Raw genomic sequence first — 20,382 nt, 5'->3', positions numbered from 1 at the left:
GTTCCCGAGGCGGCAATTCCTATAACCACATCTTTAGTGGAAATATCACGTGCTTTTAAGTCTATCCAGCCTTGTGTGGTTGAATCTTCTGCGAATTCTACCGCATTTTTTCAAATAATCAGGAACTGTAAACTGCTTATAAGTTAGTTCCTGGTTATAAGTAATTGTGTATTCTATTCCGGTTTAAATTTTGTTTGCTTTAATACGTATTGTGCAGTTGGTTTTCTAATGGCTAATTTAGTGCAATAAAAAAAGGTGTTCAATATGAACACCTTTTTAAAACTTATGAATAAAAAACGATTAATGTTTTGTCTTTATCTTCGATTTGGTTTTAGAACCAACTCTAGACATTGCACATCTGAATCCGATATAGTCTGTTGCCATATCCTGTGGGAAGTAACGTCTTTGAGACGGATCTAACCAGTATTCTCTGTCTCTCCAGGATCCTCCTTTATAAACACGAACTTCGTCACTAATTAAAGAGGTCTTAGAATTAGATTTGTCGTATTCTCTAATTAAGTTACCAGCAGAATCTGTAGTTACAGTATGTTTAGGTGCGTGGTACATCTTTTTTGTTTGGGCGTCTTCATCACTTTCAGTCACATCATTGAATGTTTGTCCAAAATAACGGGAAGAACGTTTGTCACCATCTCTAAAGTCTCTGTTATCACTAGAATCGAAGTTTGTTCTTAAATAGGTTTCTTCTTCTGTGATTGGAACCTGTAAAATGTCTCCTGGTAAATTTCTTGCTACAATTTTACCATTGCTTAATGTGTCGTACACAATATCATTAGTTGTAACTATTTTAACTGTTCCGTCTTCATTTATAGCATTTTTAGTATAAACGTTTCCACGATAGTAGTTAAAGTCGTTAAAGTCATCATCTACAATTGGACGATAAACATCAGCTACCCATTCAGCAACGTTTCCTGCCATATCATATAATCCAAAGTCGTTTGGTTCGTATGATTTAACTTCAGCAGTAATATCGGCATTATCATCAGACCAACCGGCAATTCCACCGTAATCTCCTTTTCCTTGTTTGAAGTTAGCCATTTGATCGCCTAAAGTTCTACGTTTGCCAGAACGTGTATATTGACCATCCCATGGGTATTTCTTTCTACCACGATATACGTTGTATTCTCTTAATTCAGAAAGACCTAAAGCGGCGTATTCCCATTCTGTTTCTGTAGGTAGTCTATACGATGGCGAAATGATACCTGTTTCGCGGGTAGCATAAATATTGGTTTCAACTTCATTTCCTTCTGGATCGGTTTTAGTTGTCCCTTTTTTACTTGTTATTTTAATCTCTTCATTACCAGCATAGGTTTGTGACGGAGCATTAATATAAGCTTCGGTAGAAAAGTTTGAATCGGCAGAAACATCAGTTAAAATGGCATTCTTGTCTAAGTAACCCGCATCGGCTAAATTGTGTTCGTTAACACGATCTGTACGCCATTTTGCGAATTCTACAGCCTGAATCCAGCTAACACCAACTACAGGGTATTCTGCATAGGCAGGGTGACGCAGGTAGTTGTCAGTCATTACTTCGTTATACCCTAAACGGTTTCTCCATACTAAAGTATCTGGTAAAGCTCCGTTATAAATTGCTCTGAAGTTTTCTTGTGAAGGTGGATATAAACGCTTTAAGTAATCTAAATATTCTAAATACATAATATTTGTTACTTCCGTTTCGTCCATATAGAACGATTGTACGTGTTGTTGTGTTGGAGTATTGTTCCAGTCGTGCATTACATCATCTTGTACTTTACCTTTAGTAAAGGTACCTCCCTCGATAAACACTAAACCAGGAGCAGTTTCTTGCTCTTTATATTGAGTGTTGTATTGGAAACCTCCCTCTTTAGAATTAATTTCCCATCCTGTGGCCCTCGAACTGTTTTTCGAGCCTGAATTTTTACAGCTAATAGCGGCTAAAGCGAGTGTTATTACTAATACTCCTTTAATTGTTACTACGTTTTTCATATCCATACGTTTAAGTAAGCAAATGTTATTTTTGGTGACGCAATATAAGAATTTAACCTTATACCACAAGCGAATATATAAAATTTGATCTAAAAAAAGTGTATTTCATCCTATTTTTTTAACCTTATACCGATGATTTTGACCATTTTTGACCACTTATCTCGATTTTATAAACGCTGGTTTAGATAAATTATTATTGTACTTTTGAATCAATTTTTAAATTATTCAGCTATTATACTAACTGACCTTGTGAAACGTTAACTAAATAATGAAAACGACTTTTATACTATTTTTTGTTTTATGTGTCTCATTTGTAGGCTTTTCTCAATCTAAAGATTTCCAGATTTCATGGGGGAAGTCGCAAACTATTTCAGCAGGAAGTTATACTTTAGAACTGCCTTCATTTAATAGTGACGCATTTAATTATAGTTTTGAAGAAGGGATTTCTTATATTCAACAATGGGAAACTAGTGGACCTATAAATGAACGTTCAGTACAGTTAGAAAATGTTACTTATAGTGCTATTTCAAAACAAGAACTTGGGCAATTAGATACACAAAAGATTCCTTCGAAGGTCGAATTTAGCCTGAAGACTGCCAAGGCTCGTGAAAAAACGTATGCTTTTTTAAAGTTATCACCTATTGTAAAAGATGGACAAAATACTTATAAAAGGATCACCTCGTTTAAAGTAAGTTATAAATTTGGAATAAGTAGTGAAAGAACCAATAGGTATAATCAAACTATTAGTAGTTCTGTATTAAAGTCTGGGGAGTGGTTCCAGTTTTTTGTGGATACCACTGGCGTATACAGATTATCTAAATCGTTTATTGAAAGTTTAGGATTAAATGTGAATAATATAAATCCTAAACAGTTAAAAATTTTTGGTAACGGTGGTCAGATGATTCCTTATAGTAATAGTGAAGTTCAGCCATTCGATGTTGTGGAAAATGCCATTAAAGTTGTAGGGGAAGAGGATGGAAGTTTTGATAACGGCGATTATATTTTGTTTTATGCTGTTGGTCCTAGAGGATATGACAGTTCGAAAAATACCAATATAAACTGTTATACAGATAAAACATCGTATTATTTACAAATCGGGCCTAACGATGGGAAACGTATTCAGAATTTTATTCAACCTGAGTCAGCCTCAGATTATACAATTAATACACATCAAATGTACGTGTTTCATGAAAATGATGATTATAATCTGGCTAGTCTCGGGAGACGTTGGTTTGGAGATCGTTTTGATGTCACTCTGCAAAAGTTGTTTACTTTTGAAATTCCTGATCTGATTACTACGGAATCTATTCCGTTAAAAACCATTGTTGCTTCTACCTCAGGTAATCCTTCAGCCTTTAATGTAAGTGTTAATGGAAATTCGATAACAACACTTAATGTTAGTGCGGCGAACGATCCTACATTAGCCAATCAGGCGGTATTGAATACGAAAATCGAAAGTACCAATGAAACAATCAGAATCGGATTAAATTATGACAAAAGAGGAAATCCAAGTGCTTTAGGGTATTTAGATTATATTTCTCTTGAGCCTACACGAGGTTTAAAATTTTACGGTAAACAGTTTGAATTTTATAACAATAGGGTAACTACAACTTCGGGAGTCGTTGCTTACGAAGTTCAGGAAGCCAGTCGAATCTCCGAAATCTGGAATGTTACCGATATTAATAATGTAACAAATTTAGAAAATACGGAAAGTGCTGGTGTAATTACATTTAAGCGCCAATCGGGGCTTTTGGAAAAATTCGTGGCGCTTACACCCTCAGATTACTTTACACCACGAAGAGAGTCCAGTACCCGAATTAGCAATCAGGATTTAAAAGGCAGTATTTTTTCAAACGAGTCAGGACAATTTCAGGATATAGACTATATAATTGTAGCTCCCGAAAACTTTTATACTCAGGCTATGCGTTTAGCCGATATTAATACAGCTCAATATGGTTTAAATGTCAAGGTTGTAACACTCGAGGAAATTTATAAAGAATTTAGTACTGGTAATCCAGATATTGCTGCAATTCGTAACTTAATTAAGTATGTATACGATAATGCCAGTTCCGAAGCAAATCGTTTAAAATATGTGTGTTTGTTTGGAGATGGATCTTACGATTATAAAGATCGAGTGCAGAATAATACCAATATTGTACCCTCCTGGCATTCTTATGAAAGTTTCAGCTTGACAAACTCGTATATATCTGATGATTTTTATGGTATGATGGATGAAAATGAAGGAAATATGGGAACTTCAGATCGATTGGATATTGCTGTTGGACGAATAATAGCAGATTCTCCGTCTCAGGCCAAAGATATGGTTGATAAAATTGAGCGATATTATACAGATGCTTCATTCGGGAGTTGGAGAAATGGTGTAGTTATGGTTTCGGATGATGTTGATGAATCCTGGGAAGTAGTGTTAGAGCAAACAACAGATAATATAGCGAACCTCATATCGGAACATAAACCGTTTTTAAATGTCACAAAAATACATTCCGATGCCTATCAACAGGAATCTTCTGCCGGAGGAAATAGGTATACAGAAGTAAATCAGGCTATGGTTAATGCTATTGAAAACGGAGCATTGTTAGTGAATTATTTTGGGCATGGAGGAGAAGACGGTCTGGCGCACGAACGTATTTTTATGAAGCCGGATGCAGAAAACTTAACGAACGTGTGTAAAATGAATTGCTTTGTAACGGTGACCTGTGAATACACTAGATTTGATAACCCCTTGCGACCAACTGCCGGAGAATACACATTCTGGAACACTAATGGAGGAGCAATAAGTTTGATAACTACAACAAGAGAAATATTTGTAAGTGTTGGTATTGCTTTTAATACGGTGTTGAGTGAATATCTGTTTGCTTACAATGGTTCTGGTAGTACAGGTAATACGTATCCTTCTATGGCTGAAGCCTTGCGATTAACAAAAACAAACTCTTCTATATCGGGAACAAGCCAAAGACATTTGGTGTTTTATATTGGGGATCCTGCCATGAAACTGGCTATTCCAAATCCAAATATCAGACTAACTCAGGTTAACGGTAAAGCGGTTTCCCCAACAACTGAACCTTTAAAAGCCTTAAGTAAAGTCTCATTATCCGGGGAGGTTACCGATGCTTCTGGCCAGGTGTTAACAGATTATAACGGAGTTCTAACATCTACAATTTACGATAAGGAAATTGAGCGGACTACTTTGGGTAATGATGGAACTACCGTAAACGGATCGGTATATACTATGGATTTTACCACCTTGGGTGAAATTATTTTTAGAGGACAAGCCTCGGTATCCAATGGGCAGTTTCAATTTGAATTTGTTGTGCCAAAGGACATTGGAGTGCCGGAAGGTTACGGTAAATTAAGTTTTTATTCAAAAACAGAAAATCCCACACAGGACCAGACCGGGGCAAGTGTAAATCAGGTGAAAATAGGAGGAATAAATGAAAATGCTCCTGAAGATAACACCGGACCATTAGTTTCGATCTTTATGAATGATGAAAATTTTGTCTCTGGTGGAATTACCAATACCTCGCCTTCTTTACTGGTAAAACTGGAGGATGAAAACGGAATAAATACGGCAAGCGGTATCGGGCATGATATTGTAGCTTTAATAGATGGAGATGAAACCAATCCTTATGTGTTGAACGATTATTATGAAACTGAGATTGATAGTTATCAAAAAGGTGTGGCAACTTATCCGTTTCGCGATTTAGAACCAGGTTTACATACCTTAAGTGTTAAGGCCTGGGATGTTTATAATAATTCCTCGACTACCGAAATTCAGTTCATCGTTTTCGATGAAGATCAGAAATTAGTAGTCAATAACGTCTTAAATTACCCAAATCCATTCGTTAATTACACAGAATTTTGGTTTAACCACAATAGTTCCGATACTTTAGACGTTTCAATACAAATCTTTACCGTCTCGGGAAAACTCGTTAGAACTTTAAATGGACAGACAAATGGGGGAGAATGCTGTAATCAGGGAAGTTCTTCTTTGTCAAGAGATATCGTTTGGGATGGGAGAGACGATTTTGGAGATAAAATAGGTAAAGGTGTTTATGTTTATAAATTAACTGTTAAGTCCAATACCTTAAATAAAACCGTAGAAAAAATAGAGAAACTTGTCATACTTTAATAAAAAATTATATTTGCAAAATAAATTATTTACATGAAAACAACACTTTTAGCAATTCTATTTGTATTATTCGCTATCAACATCCAAGCACAAACTACGACAATAATTCCAGATGATTATGATTCGAGAGTAATTACAACCGGAGTTCCTTTTTTACTTATAGCATCCGATGCAAGAGCAGCGTCTATGGGAGATATGGGAGTTGCGACATCGGTAGATGGGTTTTCACAGCAGTGGAACTCTTCTAAATACGCATTCTCTAAAGCCAAGCAGGGAATAGCTGTAAGTTATACACCATATTTGAGTAAACTGGTAAACGATATCTTTTTAGGTAATCTGTCTTATTATAATCGAATTAATGAACGTAGTGCTTTTGCTGCAAGTTTTCGTTATTTTTCTTTAGGTGATATCGAATTCGTTCAGGATGAATTTACAGAAGCTTTAATTCAGCGTCCTAACGAGTTATCGTTAGATGCGTCCTACGCTTTAAAGCTTAGCGATCAGTTCTCTATGTCTGTAGCTATGCGTTATTTACGTTCAGATCTTAGAATTAGTGGTGTAGACTCAAACGCTGAAGCTGCTAATACCTTTGGTGTGGATATTAGTGGATACTACCAAAGTGAGGAAGAAGCTTATAACGATTTTAATGGTCGTTGGAGAGGTGGTTTTGCTATTCAGAATATCGGACCTAAATTTAAGTATGACGAAGGTGGAGTAGATAACTTTCAGCCAACCACTTTACGTTTAGGAGGAGGATTCGATTTTATATTCGATGATTACAATAAGTTGGCAGTAACTGCCGAAGTAACAAAACTATTGGTGCCAACACCTCCAATTTATGGTACGGAATACGAATATGAAGATTTAAACGGAAACGGACAATACGACGAAGACGTAGATCAATTAGGTTCTGTGGTAAACACAGGTGTTATTTACGATGGTAAAGATCCGGATGTAAATTTCTTAAGAGGAATGTTCCAGTCTTTTGGTGATGCTCCAGGCGGATTTAAAGAAGAAATGCAGGAGTTTACATATGCATTAGGTGCAGAATATATGTATCAGGAATCATTCGGATTCAGAGCCGGATATTTTCACGAGAGTCAGGAGAAAGGTGCCAGACAGTTTTTTGCTCTAGGTGCCGGATTTAAATATAATGTAATCAATATCGATTTATCTTATTTATTCTCAACTTCAAAAGTTCAAAGTCCTTTAGAAAATACATTACGTTTCTCTTTAACGTTTAATTTAGGAGAAGGTACTTATACCGAATACTAAGGGTTTTTAACCATAGGATGTATAAAAAACTATTGCCATCGGCAATAGTTTTTTGTTTTTAGAAGTTTCTTATCTTTAATACGATGCATTTAAACATGTTTTAATGAAAGAATTAAAAATAGAAGCTACACTTTTTGTTTACGACAGTATTGAAGAATTAGATCCGGAAGTCATAGATTTAATGAACGAGGCAATTGCAATAAGAAAAAAGGCATATGCCCCCTATTCCAAATTTTTAGTCGGCGCCGCATTGCTTTTGGATAATGGAAAAATTGTTACCGGTAGCAATCAGGAAAATGCATCTTATCCTTCCGGATTATGTGCAGAACGCACGGCAATTTATTATGCCGGAGCACAATACCCTGAAGCTAAAATAGTTCGAATGGCGTTAACAGCCGGTTCCTTAAAAACGGTAACAAATACTCCAATTCCGCCTTGTGGTGCGTGCAGGCAGGCGATTTCAGAATATGAAATTAAGCAAGGAACGCCTATAGAAATTTATTTTATGGGCGAAACCGGAAAAGTGATAAAATCGAATTCTCTAAAGAATTTATTACCTCTTGTGTTTGAAAAATCTGTTTTATGATTTTTTTGTTAATTTTTAAGGTTTTCGGTTTTTTCCTTAATGTCTAAAGTATTACTTTTGTTACTCGTTTTTAAAAATAACGTTACTCATGCAAAAAGTCACAAAGGAAACATACATTAAATGGTATGAAGACATGTTATTCTGGAGAAAATTTGAAGATAAATTAGCTGCAGTTTACATTCAACAAAAAGTAAGAGGATTTTTACACTTATACAATGGTCAGGAAGCGATTTTAGCAGGTGCTTTACATGCAATGGACTTGTCTAAAGATAAGATGATTACCGCTTATAGAAATCACGTACAACCTATAGGTATGGGGGTAGATCCTAGACGTGTAATGGCCGAACTTTATGGTAAAGCAACAGGGACATCTCAAGGTTTAGGTGGTTCTATGCATATTTTTTCTAAAGAGCACGGTTTTTATGGTGGTCACGGTATTGTTGGAGGTCAGATTCCATTAGGAGCAGGTATGGCTTTTGGTGATAAATATCACGGAACAGGTGGAGTAACCATTTGTTGTTTTGGTGATGGTGCTGCGCGTCAGGGTTCACTTCACGAAACTTTTAACTTAGCCATGCTATGGAACTTACCTGTAGTTTTCGTTTGTGAAAATAACGGTTATGCTATGGGAACATCTGTTAAACGTACAGCTAACCACGAAGAAGTTTGGAAGCTTGGATTAGGTTACGAAATGCCTTGTGGACCAGTAGATGGTATGGATCCTGTAAAAGTTGCCGAAGCGTTCGATGAAGCTATTAAAAGAGCTCGCAGCGGTGGAGGACCAACTTTCTTAGAATTAAAAACGTACAGATATCGCGGGCATTCTATGAGTGATGCACAACATTATCGTACTAAAGAAGAAGTAGAAGAATACAAGAAAATAGATCCTATTACTCAGGTTAAGGATATTATTCTTAAAAAGAAATATGCTACAGAAGCTGATATCAAGAAAATTGATAAGCGCGTAAAAGATTTAGTAAGCGAATGTGAAAAATTTGCTGAAGAATCTCCGTTCCCAGAAAAGAACGTAATGTACGATGTTGTTTACGAACAAGAAGATTATCCATTTTTACAACATAAATTATAAGCTATGGCTGAAATTATTACTATGCCTCGTTTAAGCGATACCATGGAAGAAGGTACTGTTGCAACGTGGTTAAAAAAAGTAGGAGATAAAGTATCAGAAGGAGATATCCTTGCCGAAATAGAAACAGATAAGGCTACTATGGAGTTCGAATCGTTCCACGAAGGGACTCTACTTCATATTGGAGTTCAGGAAGGTGAAACGACAAAAGTAGATGAGCTTTTAGCTGTAATAGGTGAGGAAGGTGAAGATATTTCAGGCATAATTAGTGGTGGATCGGCTGCACCAAGTTCAGCAGAAGAACCGAAAACCGAAGCTCCTGCAGTTGCAGAAGCCCCGGCTGCAGAAGTAGCCATTCCTGAAGGTGTTGCAGTGGTATCTATGCCACGATTAAGTGATACTATGGAAGAGGGTACTGTAGCTAGTTGGTTGAAAAAAGTAGGAGATACTGTTGAAGAAGGCGATATCCTTGCCGAGATAGAAACAGATAAAGCTACTATGGAATTTGAATCTTTCAATGCCGGTACTTTATTATATGTAGGTTTAAATGAAGGCGAATCAGCAAAAGTAGATTCACTTTTAGCTATAATCGGTCCTGCAGGAACAGATGTTTCCGGAATTGTAAATAATTTTGGAACCGCAGCTCCGGCCCCGAAGGCAGAAGCAGCTTCTAAGACAGAGGCGCCAAAAGCGGCACAATCTGCAGCAGCTCCAAAGGCAGAAGTAAAAGCAGTGGAGGCTCAGCCAGTAGTAAATAATGAAGGCGGACGATTATTCATATCTCCTTTAGCGAAAAAGATTGCCGACGAAAAAGGAATTAACCTGGCTCAGGTTAAAGGTTCTGGAGAAAATGGACGTATAGTAAAACGCGATATAGAAAACTTTACACCTCCGGCAGCAGCTCCTGCTCCTGCAGCATCAGCTCCGGTTGCTCAGGGTGTTGAAGATTTTGAAGAGAAAACAAATTCTCAAATGCGTAAGGTTATTGCTAAACGGTTATCAGAATCTAAATTTACTGCACCGCATTATTATTTAAATGTGGAGTTTGATATGGAAAATGCGATGGCATTCCGTAAGCAGGTAAACGAAATTCCGGATACTAAAATATCATTTAACGATATCGTGGTGAAGGCATGTGCTAAAGCGTTAAAATTACATCCGCAGGTTAATTCTCAGTGGTTTGCAGATAAAATGCGTTTAAATCACCATGTTAACATTGGTGTGGCAGTAGCAGTAGAAGACGGTTTAGTTGTTCCGGTTGTAAAATATGCAGATACATTAAGTTTACCTCAAATTGGTGCTGCAGTTAAAGATTTTGCAGGAAGAGCTCGTAATAAGAAATTAACGCCTGCAGAAATGGAAGGTAGTACCTTTACTATTTCTAACTTAGGAATGTTTGGTATAGAAAGTTTTACTTCTATTATTAATCAGCCTAACTCAGCTATTTTATCGGTAGGTGCAATTGTACAGAAACCGGTAGTAAAAAATGGTGAGATTGTAGTTGGACATACTATGAAGTTATGTTTAGCTTGCGACCACAGAACCGTAGACGGTGCTACTGGTGCAGAATTCTTACAAACATTAAAAGGATTTATAGAGAATCCGTTATCAATGTTAATGTAATACTTTAATTTGGAAATCATATGGTTTCCAGATAGTATCCTAAATATTAAAAGCCTAACTCCAAAAGGAGTTAGGCTTTTGCTTTTTTATCTATTCAGATGTAATAGGATCAATTACTGTAGTAACCTCACTAATCAGGTTTACAGGGAATCCGCCTTGTTTGGCATGCTCTTCAATCAGTGCTTTATTTGGAGCAATGTAAACACAATATATTTTGTTTTCGGCAACATAGCTGTGTACCCAGTTAATTTCAGGTCCCATGTTTCTTAACACATTACATGAGGTTTGCGAAATGGACTTAAGTTCTTCTTTAGTGAGATTCCCAGCCCCGGGAATCTCTCGTTCTATAACTTATCGTGGCATAATATTCGGTTTTAAATTATAGTTTAGCAGTAGACGGATCTATTACATTTACAACTTCAGAAACAGCATCTGCTGGGAAACCAGCCTGTTTGGCGTGTTTTATTACCAGATCTTTGTCTGTGGCCAGGTAAATGCAATAAATTTTATTTCCAGTTACAAAACTACTTACCCATTTTATATCGGATCCTAACTCATGTAGTACTTTGCAGGAGGTCTGGCTGGCACCTTGAAGCTCGGTATCGCTTAATAAACCCACATCGGGCATTTCGCGTTCTATAACATACATGTGTTTATCGGGAGTAGCGGCTTCATCTCGTAATAAATCGGCAACAGATTTTTCCTGAGCCATTGCGATGGTTGACGTTAATACAAGACAGAGAAAAAAGAATGATTTTAATGTTTTCATAAGTGATTGGTTTTAGATTAATAACTATACTATTTTTTCACTTATAAAATTAATAAGCTATTACAAAGTCGATTTGTACAAATAATTCAAAAATTAGTAGAATTCAATCATTGACCATTTATGTGTTATGAGGTGTAAGTTCTTAGGCTAAGTACTGGGAAGGTAGAATATTGAATTTATTTTTAAAACATTTTGAAAAATAGGCCAGACTATTAAATCCGGTTTCAAAAGCAATTTCAGATATGTTCCCTTTTTGTTGTTCCAACAAGTATTTTGCTCGGTTTAATCTGAAATCTTTAATAAAGCTGTTTGGTGATTTTCCTGTTAAATTGGTTAATTTTCGATAGAGTTGTGACTTGCTATACCCTATGTTTTCACTAAAATCATCAATGTTAAATTCTGGGTTCTGCCATGAATGTTCAGTAATCTGGATGAGGCTGGTCAGAAATTTTTCTTCTGAAGGCAATAATACTCTTATATTAGAATGTGATTTTATAAAAATGTTTTTTTCGTTTTCGTACAATGTCTTTACTTCGTAAGTAATAGTGATTTCAGAATCTACATGTTCACAAAGCTGGTTGGTTAACATAATGGTGTCTTCAAAAATCTCTGCTTTATTTGTTACAGGATCGCCGGATGCAATGCCAATTTTTAAAATCGTATCAGAGCAGTGTTTTGGTTTCATTGCTAAATTAAGTCTTAAAGCACATGAAACTGCCTGTGCAGCCGAGGTAAAGGAAATTAGATAATAGTTAGTCCTTTTTTTTACAAGCGTTCCTTGATTTTGTTGTATTAGGTCATTAATACAGTTATTCAATTCTTTCGTATAATTTTTATTAGTTGTTTTGGTATTATGTTGTAATGTGGAATTGACTTTAACAACCATTAAAATGCGAAATGCTGAGTCTTCAATAATATTTAGGCTGGTGTTTTTTTTGTTCTCGGGATCTGATATACGACCCAAAAAGGATTCCACTATGTCGGGCTCCACTTCTATAATGGTATTGGGTACATCTCCATGCGCCTGTCTGTGCATGTCTTCTATAGCTTCTTTATTTGGTGCTTCAATTAAGCAAAATACATGTTTTCGTTTACCGTCAAACCAATATGTAAAACCTTTGCAATTAAAGTCCTTTTCAATTTTTAAATCTTCCTGATGTATCTCAGCCAGAATTTCCGCTGAAACATTTTCAGATACGTCGTGGCGATCCATAAATATTGGCATAATCGTATTTTTTAATTTTAAAATAGTGATTTTTAGTGTGTTATGCAATTTTAGTCGATAACTGGTTTTATTTTGTTGCAGTTTAAAGCTGGATTGAGCTGTAATTGCTCACGTGTTCAAGCAAATAAATCCTGTTTACACAGGATTTATCTAATTTTAAAGTTTTAAAAATCATGAGACTTTAGTCTTTCATTGCTAAGCCAGTAGGTTCGGCAGAAAATGGCTCAACCATGGCAATGAATAATACACAAGGATCTCCTTTTAAACATTTTGCGCGATGTGGTTTTTTCGGTGGACCATAAGCGTAAGTTCCCGGTTTCATAATTTGAGATTTTTCGCCTTGATACTGTACTTCCAGTTCGCCAGATATTAAAATCATTCGCTCAGAAGAATTATGCGTATGTTCTACAACTTCAGTATCTGGTTCAATTTTAAAAAAGAAATCAAGATTAGGTTTAGCTAGGTCACCATGTAGAATAGTAAAAGTACAACCAGGAAAAAAGTCAGGCGCCTTGTTCCAGGTTAAAGTCATGTCATCTGCCGTTTTTGCCATAGACATTTCATAGTCCTGAGCTTGAAGTTGGTTTTGAATACCTAGTGCCAGAAGACAAAATGTAAGGGATAATAGATGCTGTTTTTGTGTTTTCATATTAGTAGTGTTTAAAGGGTTATATTTTATTTTAGGCACCACAAATGGAAGGAGGAACTCGTACTACATAGAAAACAGGGCAATTATGCAACTAACTATTTGTTTTAAAGATATAGGATTGAAATACGGTTTGAATAATGGAAATATCCAAAACAGAGAAAGCAACATTTAAAGGAATGTACTTAAAGTTACAAAAAAATGAATAATATTTAGGTTGAATTCTTAGTAAAGCTATAACCAGTGTATGGAAAATTTGAAACAAGGGAATAAAGTAAGTTGTTTTAAAACATAAAGTCTTATTAATTCCTGTGGAAAGTAAACTGGAGCAGCTATATTTGTTAAGGTAAATGATTTTAGTATTTAAAAGAGAAATCAGAAAATGAAAAATGTTATAATTACCGGTACCAGCAGGGGAATTGGTTTAGAGTTAGTTAAGAGCTTTGCCGCATTGGGGCACAATGTAATGGCCTTATCCAGAAATACCGAACCTGTGAAAAAATTAAATTTAGCACAGGTTACAGCTTTACCGTTTGATTTAAGTTCGCCTGAAGATTATAAGAAAACAGAAACTTTTATTCAGGATAATTTTAAGCATGTCGATATTTTAATTCACAATGCCGGAGCGCTTGTAAATAAACCTTTTTCAGAATTAAGTTCAGAAGATTTTTTAAAGGTGTATCAAACGAATGTTTTTGGGGTTGCCGAGTTAACTCGGGTAACTTTACCTTTTATGAACAAAGGAAGTCATGTTGTGACCATCAGTTCTATGGGGGGCATTCAGGGAAGTTTAAAATTTCCTGGACTGGCAGCTTATAGTTCTAGTAAAGGAGCGGTAATCACCTTATCTGAATTGCTTGCGGAAGAATATAAAGACTCCGGTATCGCTTTTAATGTACTGGCTCTTGGGGCAGTTCAAACTGAAATGTTAGCCGAAGCCTTTCCAGGATATATAGCACCTACCACACCCGAAGCAATGGCGGGGTACATTTCTAATTTCGCCTTAACAGGGCATGCTTTTTATAATGGAAAAGTATTGCAGGTTTCCTCAACAACTCCTTAAGTATGGGAAAGTATAAATGTGTCATTTTCGATTGTGACGGTGTTTTAGTGGATAGTGAAGCCTTGAGTAACGGTGTTTTAGCCGAATTGGCCAATGAGCATGGTGCTGATTTAAATCTGGAATCGGCCATTAAGCTGTTTAAGGGCGGTAGTGTAGGTTCCTGTATTTCTAAAATAGAAAAACGTATTGGTAAGACTTTACCAGAATCTTTTGAATCCGATTATCGCCGTATAAGTTTCGAAATCTTTAAAACAGAAATGAAAGCTATCGAGGGTGTCTCGGAAGTTCTGCAGCAACTAGAAATACCATTTTGTGTAGCGTCCAGTGGACCCGAAGAAAAAATCAGACTTAATCTGGGAGTAACAGGGCTTTTAAATCAGTTTGAAGGCAAAATATTTAGCTGCTACACGATCAATACCTGGAAACCGGATCCTGCAGTGTTTCTCTGGGCGGCCAAAACCATGGGATTTAGCCCTGACGAATGTCTGGTAATCGAAGATAGTTTTACCGGAGTAACAGCAGCAAAAGCCGGAGGGTTTGATGTTTTTGGGTTTACCCAACAGGATATTTATAATGAATTACAAGGTCATGCTACCAAAACCTTTAATCATATGAATCAGCTCTTAGATTTAATGTATCATCGCGAGTAATTAATTCAATTATAGTTGCATAAAAAGTCTTAATTTCGCAGAAAATTTCACACTAATGGAACAAACTACAAATACTATTTTAATGATTCGCCCGGTGAATTTCAGAATGAATGAGCAAACGGCGGTTAATAATTATTATCAAAAAGTTTTAGACGGTATGCTTCCAGAAAGTGTAAACGCCAAAGCGCAACGCGAGTTTGACGCTTATGTTGAGAAGTTAAAGGCAGCTGGAGTGCATGTTATAGTGATAGAAGATTCTAAGGAGTTTGATACTCCGGATTCCATTTTTCCGAATAACTGGATTTCTTTCCATGAAAACGGCACCGTAGCACTTTACCCGATGTTTGCAGAAAACAGACGTTTGGAGCGTAGGGAAGATGTACTTGATATTCTTGAAGAACAAGGGTTTGTAATAGAAAATATTATAGATTATACCAGTGCCGAAGACGACGGTGTGTTTTTAGAAGGGACCGGAAGCTTATTACTGGATCGCAAAAACAGAAAGGCATACTGTGCTTTGTCTCCTCGAGCCGATGAAGATTTGTTTATTGAGTTTTGTGAAGACTTTGAGTATTTTCCTGTGGTATTCACTGCAAATCAAACCGTAAATGGAGACCGTAAAGCCATTTATCATACAAATGTTATGATGTGTCTAGCTGAAACCTTTGCAGTTATTTGTCTGGAATGCATTGATGACAAAAAGGAACGTAAACAGGTTGTACAGCATTTAAAAGAAAGTGGAAAAGAAGTTATAGCTATTACAGAAAAACAGGTGCAGCATTTTGCAGGGAATATGTTACAGGTGAAAGGAGCAAATAATGAAAGACTATTAATAATGAGTAGTGCGGCTTATCAGTCTTTAACACCTAAGCAGATTGAAAGTATAGAAAATCATTGTAAAATAGTACATAGTTCTTTAGATACTATTGAAGCCTGTGGAGGGGGAAGTGCCCGTTGTATGATGGCAGAAGTGTTTTTGCCTAAGCTAAATTAGTCAATTTTAGATTTTGGCAGTTGCACATAGAATGTACTTCCAACATGTTCCATGCTTTCTACCCAGATTTTCCCCTGATTTAGATCGACTAATTCTTTACAGATAGATAGGCCTAAACCTGTACCTTTTTCGTTTTTAGTTCCTACCGTGGTATAGCTGTTATTTTTAAATAACTTGTCTATATTGGATTTAGAGATGCCTATCCCTGTATCTGAAATACTGATAATAGAATTGCCATTACTAATTTTGTTCGTTATGGTAATGGTATCTCCGGACTTGCTAAATTTTATGGCATTGGTTAACAGGTTTTGTATTACAATTTCTATCATACTTTGGTCGGCGTAAACAAAATCTTTAAGTGTGTTATCTATTAAGGTTATGTTTTTGTCTGATAATTTGTGTTCCAGTAGTTTTACTTTATCCAATACTACTTCCCGAATATTAAAAATACTGGCATTAGGTTCTAAAGATTCCATTTGAGATTTCGACCAGTTTAAAAGGTTAAACAATAGCAGGGAGGCGTTGCTGGCATTTTCGCTTAATTCCGGGATTAATTTGTCGAATTCCTGTCGACTTAGCGATCCTTCTTTCAGTAAATCTATAAAACCGTTTATGGAGGTTAGAGAATCTTTTAAATCGTGAGAAACTATCGAAAACAAGCGATCTTTAACATGATTTATACTTTCCAGGTGTGCAGATTGTTCGAGTATCGCTTTATTTTGTAATTCAATCTTTTTGTTTTTTTCTTCCAGATCGTGCGTGTATTTTAAACGACGATTTCTATTTAAATAAGTCAGGACTAAAAACGTGGTTACTATAGCAAAAGCAGCAAACAGAGAATAAGAAATAATGCGTAACTTATTAAATTCCTGCTGGTCGTCGCCAGACATTCCCAAACCGGCGTACGAGGGTTTTACGTCGGTTTGAGAAATAGTATATTCTGGAGAGTCAAATGTATTTAGAGATTCTATGTTGTCTTTAGTTTCGTTTATTGAGATCTGTTGTAACCTATGTAAACTATCTTTTAGAGTGTAGAATTTTTGCTGCCACATTAATGCCCGCTGATAATCCCGTTGTAAGGAATCGACGGTTTTTAATAAGTCGTAATTTTTTAACTCTGCAGTTTTATTCTGATCATCTCTTAATAAGGTGTAAGCTTCTAAAAGCTGATGCTCTGCTAGATTGGTTTTATTGAGTCTAAGGTTTAATTCGCCTGTGGCATTCAGGGTTTCTATTAGTGCAGTCCTGTTGTTCGTTTGTCGGTTTAGTTTTAAACTTTTGGCAAGATATTGCCCGGCTTTTTCATATTCCCGGTACTGAATGTATTCGTAGCCTAGTTTGGGCAGTATAAAAGCAAGAAGAGAATCGTTTGTTTCCGTATTCAGGCTTAGAGCTTTTTCGTAATAATCTATGGATTTTTTATGTTCAAGTTCTAAACCGTAGAGCAGACCTAAATTTTTGTTTACATCAATTAAATCGGTTGTACTGCCTAGTTTTTGTTCAATTTCCAATAGTTTTAAGCTGTTGGAAATCGCCTTATCGTATTTTCGGTTTACCAGATAGGCTTTGGTAAGTGCTTTATAGGTATCTTTTAATTCGGAAGTCAGGTTTCTTTTTTCAAGTTCCTGAATTGCAGATAAAGTATGCTGTAAGCCTTTGTCGTAATGACCTCGGGAAATTTCTATTAAACCGATTTGATTATTTATTCTGCTAATCGCTAAAGTATCGTGAAGTAATGAAAACCGTGATTTTGCTTCGGAGAAATGGTTTATGGCATTAAGGTAATCTTCCTTTTTTATGTAATTTAATGCCTTTAGATAAGCAATTTTTGCAAGTCCAGATTTGTAATTTAAATCTGTAGCCAGTTTTTCTGTCTGACTTATATATTTTAAGGCCAGATCGTAATCCTTCTTATCATACAATTCATTAACAAGTTTTATGGAAAGATCGACTTTGGTCGTATCGGCCTGGCGAAAAGCCAGTTGTACCGATAGACTGTCTATAGCTTCGTTTTGTGCAAAGCCAGAAAATCCATATAAAAGAATAATTAATAAAATTATCTTTCTCATTCGAGTGCGAATCGCACGCCTAAATTTTATTGTCAAAATTTAAGTGTAGACAATAGTAGATTAAGGCGTGTTTTTAAATTGTTAATGTCTCTTCTTCTAAATAATTAAGAGGTAGAGTAATAGCGTCTTACAAAATCAAAGTTATGAAAAGCGTATTATAAATCTAATTTCTGCGATTTAATACTAATAAATTAGTTAAAATGTTGATTCATTATAAGTTGAAAATACACAGTTTCGATGAACGGTTAAAAAGTAGGAAAAACAACAGTTTTGTCGACGAAATGCACTTTTAATAAATATGAGATGAATTTTCGTTTAAATTTTAATTCTATTTCGGTGTTTTAGAGTAAATGCATATTATCTTCCAAGGGTTTCCGAAGGTAAAATCTGATAAAAATAGTATCTTTGCAGACTTAAAAAACCAGTAGAATGCAATTACAAGACACATTATCTTTTCAAGTAAAACAAGCGGTTAAAACTATATATGGCGCCGAATTGGAAACTGTGGAATTTCAATCCACCCGTAAAGAGTTTGAAGGGGATATTACCGTAGTTATTTTTCCGATGCTTCGCGTTGTTAAAGGAAATCCGGTACAAATAGGTGAGGCTATAGGAGCGTTTTTAGTGAAAGAAGTGGATGTAATTACCGGCTTTAATGTCGTTAAAGGCTTTTTAAATATTGTGATTTCCGACTCGTATTATCAGGGTTGGTTTAATCAAATTAAAAGCTTAACCGATTATGGTTTTGTAACTCCTCAATCTGATGATAAAGCTGTTATGGTTGAATATTCATCACCAAATACAAATAAGCCTTTGCATTTAGGGCACATCAGAAACAATTTATTAGGTTATAGTGTTGCCGAAATTTTAAAAGCTTCGGGAAAAAAGGTATATAAAACTCAGGTTATAAACGATCGTGGAATTCACATTTGTAAAAGTATGTTAGCCTGGAAGCGTTTTGGAAATGGAGAAACTCCGGAGTCTACAGGTTTAAAAGGCGATAAGCTGGTAGGAAATTACTACGTTAAGTTCGATCAGGAATACAAAAAAGAAATAGAAGCTTTAAAAGCCACAGGTTTAAGTGAAGACGATGCTAAGAAACAGGCGCCTTTGCTTTTAGAAGCTCAGGACATGCTGCTAAAATGGGAGTCGGGTGATGTAGAAGTTGTGGATTTATGGAAAACGATGAACCAATGGGTTTACGATGGTTTTGATGTGACCTATAAGAATCTTGGTGTTGATTTTGATTGCTACTATTACGAGAGCGATACGTATTTGTTAGGAAAAGCTTTTGTTGCTGAAGGTTTAAAAACCGGAGTTTTCTATAAAAAAGAAGACGGTTCTGTATGGTGCGATTTAACAGAAGAAGGGCTTGATGAAAAGCTGGTACTTCGTGCAGATGGTACAGCTGTGTATATGACCCAGGATATAGGAACAGCCATACAACGTATTAAAGATTATCCGGATGTTGGAGGACTGGTTTATACTGTAGGAAACGAACAGGATTATCATTTTAAAGTGCTGTTTTTAATTTTAAAGAAATTAGGTTTCGATTGGGCTGAGAATCTTTACCATTTAAGTTATGGTATGGTAGATCTGCCTAGCGGAAAAATGAAAAGTAGAGAAGGAACTGTTGTAGATGCAGACGATTTAGTTTCGGAAATGGCCGAGACTGCAGGAGAAATTTCAGAAGAGCTTGGAAAGCTGGATGGTTATACTCCAGATGAGAAACAGGCACTTTATAGTACGATAGGCCTGGGCGCTTTAAAATATTACATTCTAAAAGTAGACCCTAAAAAGCGAATTTTATTTGACCCTAAGGAATCTATCGATTTTCAGGGAAATACAGGGCCGTTTATCCAGTATACCTATGCAAGAATTCAGTCTATAATTCGCAAAGCCGATTTTGATTTTTCTTCAGCGGTTACCGGATTAAAATTACACGAAAAAGAGAAGTCTTTATTAAAGCAATTACAATTGTTCCCGGAAACGGTACAATTGGCAGCAGGGCAATTTAGTCCGGCTTTAATAGCAAATTATACATACGATTTAGTAAAAGAGTTTAACTCGTTTTATCAAAATGTATCGATTTTAGGTGCAGATGATGAAAACGAAAAAATACTCAGAGTACAATTGTCGCAAGCGGTAGCTTACACAATTAAAAATGCATTCAGTTTATTAGGAATTCAGGTTCCTGAGCGTATGTAATGCTTTCAAAAAAGAAGATATAAAAAAGTCGGAATTGTCAAGATTCCGGCTTTTTAGATA

At 35.9% G+C, this 20,382-nt stretch carries 15 protein-coding genes and 1 pseudogene; 9 read left to right on the top strand and 7 right to left on the bottom strand.

What is annotated here, in order from left to right:
- Window positions 1-110: pseudogene (locus tag I3217_RS14945) on the bottom strand (N-acetylmuramic acid 6-phosphate etherase); the annotation flags it as partial.
- 190 nt (window positions 111-300) lie between these two features.
- Window positions 301-1,989: a gliding motility lipoprotein GldJ gene (gene gldJ, locus I3217_RS14940; RefSeq protein WP_435050578.1), complete on the bottom strand. Its 1,689-nt coding sequence runs from the start codon at window positions 1,987-1,989 to the stop codon at window positions 301-303.
- Window positions 1,990-2,251: 262 nt separating this feature from the next.
- On the opposite strand from gldJ, the gene porU reads away from it, so the two are divergent.
- The 5 genes from porU to I3217_RS14915 all read left to right on the top strand — a co-directional run bounded on the left by porU (window position 2,252) and on the right by I3217_RS14915 (window position 10,698).
- Entirely contained in the window at window positions 2,252-6,130 is a 3,879-nt protein-coding gene (gene porU, locus I3217_RS14935; RefSeq protein ID WP_435050577.1) for a type IX secretion system sortase PorU, read from the top strand.
- Window positions 6,131-6,163: 33 nt separating this feature from the next.
- Entirely contained in the window at window positions 6,164-7,405 is a 1,242-nt protein-coding gene (gene porV, locus I3217_RS14930) for a type IX secretion system outer membrane channel protein PorV (RefSeq protein ID WP_435050576.1), read from the top strand.
- Between the two features lie 103 nt (window positions 7,406-7,508).
- Window positions 7,509-7,991, top strand: a complete 483-nt coding sequence (cdd, locus tag I3217_RS14925; protein ID WP_435050575.1) for a cytidine deaminase — start codon at window positions 7,509-7,511, stop codon at window positions 7,989-7,991.
- Between the two features lie 88 nt (window positions 7,992-8,079).
- Window positions 8,080-9,078, top strand: coding sequence for a pyruvate dehydrogenase (acetyl-transferring) E1 component subunit alpha (gene pdhA / locus I3217_RS14920; protein ID WP_435050574.1), 999 nt, complete (start codon window positions 8,080-8,082; stop codon window positions 9,076-9,078).
- Between the two features lie 3 nt (window positions 9,079-9,081).
- On the top strand, window positions 9,082-10,698 hold the full coding sequence (locus I3217_RS14915; protein ID WP_435050573.1) for a pyruvate dehydrogenase complex dihydrolipoamide acetyltransferase: 1,617 nt from the start codon (window positions 9,082-9,084) through the stop codon (window positions 10,696-10,698).
- A 90-nt stretch (window positions 10,699-10,788) separates the two neighbouring features.
- On the opposite strand, the gene I3217_RS14910 is transcribed toward I3217_RS14915, so the two are convergent.
- The 4 genes from I3217_RS14910 to I3217_RS14895 all read right to left on the bottom strand — a co-directional run bounded on the left by I3217_RS14910 (window position 10,789) and on the right by I3217_RS14895 (window position 13,341).
- A complete protein-coding gene (locus I3217_RS14910; RefSeq protein ID WP_435050586.1) occupies window positions 10,789-11,046 on the bottom strand; it encodes a DUF4242 domain-containing protein in 258 nt (85 codons plus the stop codon).
- Window positions 11,047-11,077: 31 nt separating this feature from the next.
- Window positions 11,078-11,467, bottom strand: coding sequence for a DUF4242 domain-containing protein (locus tag I3217_RS14905; RefSeq protein WP_435050572.1), 390 nt, complete (start codon window positions 11,465-11,467; stop codon window positions 11,078-11,080).
- Between the two features lie 142 nt (window positions 11,468-11,609).
- Window positions 11,610-12,692: a nickel-binding protein gene (locus tag I3217_RS14900; protein ID WP_435050571.1), complete on the bottom strand. Its 1,083-nt coding sequence runs from the start codon at window positions 12,690-12,692 to the stop codon at window positions 11,610-11,612.
- A 181-nt stretch (window positions 12,693-12,873) separates the two neighbouring features.
- A complete protein-coding gene (locus tag I3217_RS14895; protein ID WP_435050570.1) occupies window positions 12,874-13,341 on the bottom strand; it encodes a cupin domain-containing protein in 468 nt (155 codons plus the stop codon).
- A 379-nt stretch (window positions 13,342-13,720) separates the two neighbouring features.
- On the opposite strand from I3217_RS14895, the gene I3217_RS14890 reads away from it, so the two are divergent.
- The 3 genes from I3217_RS14890 to ctlX are packed head-to-tail and all read left to right on the top strand — an operon-like array spanning window position 13,721 to window position 16,045.
- On the top strand, window positions 13,721-14,401 hold the full coding sequence (locus tag I3217_RS14890; protein WP_435050569.1) for an SDR family NAD(P)-dependent oxidoreductase: 681 nt from the start codon (window positions 13,721-13,723) through the stop codon (window positions 14,399-14,401).
- 2 nt (window positions 14,402-14,403) lie between these two features.
- Entirely contained in the window at window positions 14,404-15,051 is a 648-nt protein-coding gene (locus tag I3217_RS14885) for an HAD family hydrolase (RefSeq protein WP_435050568.1), read from the top strand.
- 55 nt (window positions 15,052-15,106) lie between these two features.
- Window positions 15,107-16,045: a citrulline utilization hydrolase CtlX gene (ctlX, locus tag I3217_RS14880; RefSeq protein WP_435050567.1), complete on the top strand. Its 939-nt coding sequence runs from the start codon at window positions 15,107-15,109 to the stop codon at window positions 16,043-16,045.
- Here the strand turns inward: ctlX and I3217_RS14875 are convergent.
- Window positions 16,042-18,114 carry a tetratricopeptide repeat-containing sensor histidine kinase gene (locus tag I3217_RS14875; protein ID WP_435050566.1) on the bottom strand — a complete coding sequence of 691 codons (2,073 nt, stop codon included), beginning with the start codon at window positions 18,112-18,114 and terminating at the stop codon, window positions 16,042-16,044. The genes ctlX and I3217_RS14875 overlap by 4 nt on opposite strands.
- Window positions 18,115-18,543: 429 nt before the next feature.
- On the opposite strand from I3217_RS14875, the gene argS reads away from it, so the two are divergent.
- Window positions 18,544-20,322 (top strand): arginine--tRNA ligase, encoded by a 1,779-nt coding sequence (argS, locus tag I3217_RS14870; RefSeq protein ID WP_435050565.1) that lies wholly within the window; start codon window positions 18,544-18,546, stop codon window positions 20,320-20,322.
- Window positions 20,323-20,382 lie beyond the last annotated feature (60 nt).

This window comes from Formosa sp. S-31 (genome assembly GCF_051172795.1).
Lineage (GTDB): Bacteria > Bacteroidota > Bacteroidia > Flavobacteriales > Flavobacteriaceae > Formosa.
This window is presented reverse-complemented; position numbering and strand designations above follow the sequence as displayed.